Origin of the sequence: Pseudooceanicola lipolyticus (genome assembly GCF_002786325.1) — a bacterium.
Taxonomy (GTDB): Bacteria; Pseudomonadota; Alphaproteobacteria; order Rhodobacterales; family Rhodobacteraceae; genus Pseudooceanicola_C; species Pseudooceanicola_C lipolyticus.
Window position 1 is genome coordinate 1 of sequence record NZ_PGTB01000361.1, and the last position, 1172, is coordinate 1172.

General features: G+C 67.6%; 2 protein-coding genes and 1 pseudogene. 1 reads left to right on the forward strand and 2 read right to left on the reverse strand.

The features are described 5' to 3' along the window. A pseudogene (locus CVM52_RS25905) lies at positions 1-196 on the reverse strand (signal recognition particle-docking protein FtsY); the annotation flags it as partial. Positions 197-345: 149 nt separating this feature from the next. On the opposite strand from CVM52_RS25905, the gene CVM52_RS25910 reads away from it, so the two are divergent. Further along, positions 346-744: a hypothetical protein gene (locus tag CVM52_RS25910; protein ID WP_100165074.1), complete on the forward strand. Its 399-nt coding sequence runs from the start codon at positions 346-348 to the stop codon at positions 742-744. 47 nt (positions 745-791) lie between these two features. On the opposite strand, the gene CVM52_RS25915 is transcribed toward CVM52_RS25910, so the two are convergent. Then, a partial coding sequence (locus CVM52_RS25915) for an exodeoxyribonuclease VII large subunit (RefSeq protein ID WP_276308672.1) occupies positions 792-1172 on the reverse strand: 381 nt, incomplete at its 5' end.

The following is a 1172-nucleotide window of genomic DNA, read 5'->3' on the forward strand; positions in this document are numbered from 1 at the left end:
CGGTGGGCGGCGGCACCGGCGCCGGCTCGGGCGTCGGGACCGGCTGCGGCGCCGGCTCGGGCTCGGGTTCGGGCACGGATGGCGTTGGCTGATCCGGCTCTTCCTCGCCACCATCGCCAACAATGGCATCCAGCCCCTCGTCCAGCTTGGACGAGGATTTGAACAGCCGGTCCTTCAATTTTGTGAAAAACGCCATTGCCCACTCCTGAAGCTCTTCCCTCACCTAGTCCAGCGGCTGCCGGGATGGAAGGGGCGGCGGTTAATCCTGCGGCAGCGCCCGCGCCGCAGCGCCGCATTTGGCGGCCTCCGGTAGCGCCAGGCGCGATGTTCTGCCAGAGTTGCGCCATGTTGAGAAACCTGGTGATTCTTGCTGCGCTGGCCGCCGCACCGCTGTCCGCGCAATCGACCATGAGCGGCGAGGCCTTCGATGCCTATACCCGCGGCAAAACCCTGTTCTACGGCGCCGGCGGCGAAGCCTATGGCGTGGAACGCTATCTGGAGGGCCGGCGGGTGATCTGGTCGTTCCTGGATGGGAAGTGCAAGGACGGCTACTGGTACGAAGAGGCCGGTCAGATCTGTTTCGTCTACGAGGATCGCCCCGGCGATCCGCAATGCTGGACCTTTCGGGAATCGCCGCGCGGGTTGATCGCGCAGTTCGAGAATGACCCGGGCCAGACCGAGCTGTACGAGGCGCAGGATCTGGGCGGCGAGATGCTGTGCCACGGCCCCGATGTGGGCGTGTAACACCCGCCGCGCGCCGCTAAAGTTCTAAATGGAGAAGCCGCAGGGCGTCAGAACAACGACCCCTGGTCCGGTGCCTCGTCGGCCTTGGTGGTTTTGCGTGGCTTGGCCCCGGCGCTGCCGACGGTCAGCCGGCCATCGCTGAACTGGATTTCCAGCACCGGATGTTTCGCCGCCGCCGCCTGGGTGGTCATCACCGCCCCCTCGGCGCGGATCACCGCATAGCCGCGTTCCAGCGTCGCCTGATAGCCGAGGCTGCGCAGCATCCGGTCGGCACCGTCAATTCGGTCGCGCCAGCGCGCGGTCTGCGCCCGGCCCAGGTTCGACAGGCGGCGGGCGTTGCGCGTCAGGCTGTCCTGTTGCTGCGCCAGGCGCTGCGACAGCAGGCCGGGGCGCAGCCGCCCCTCCATGCCGGCAAAGCGGTCGCGCTT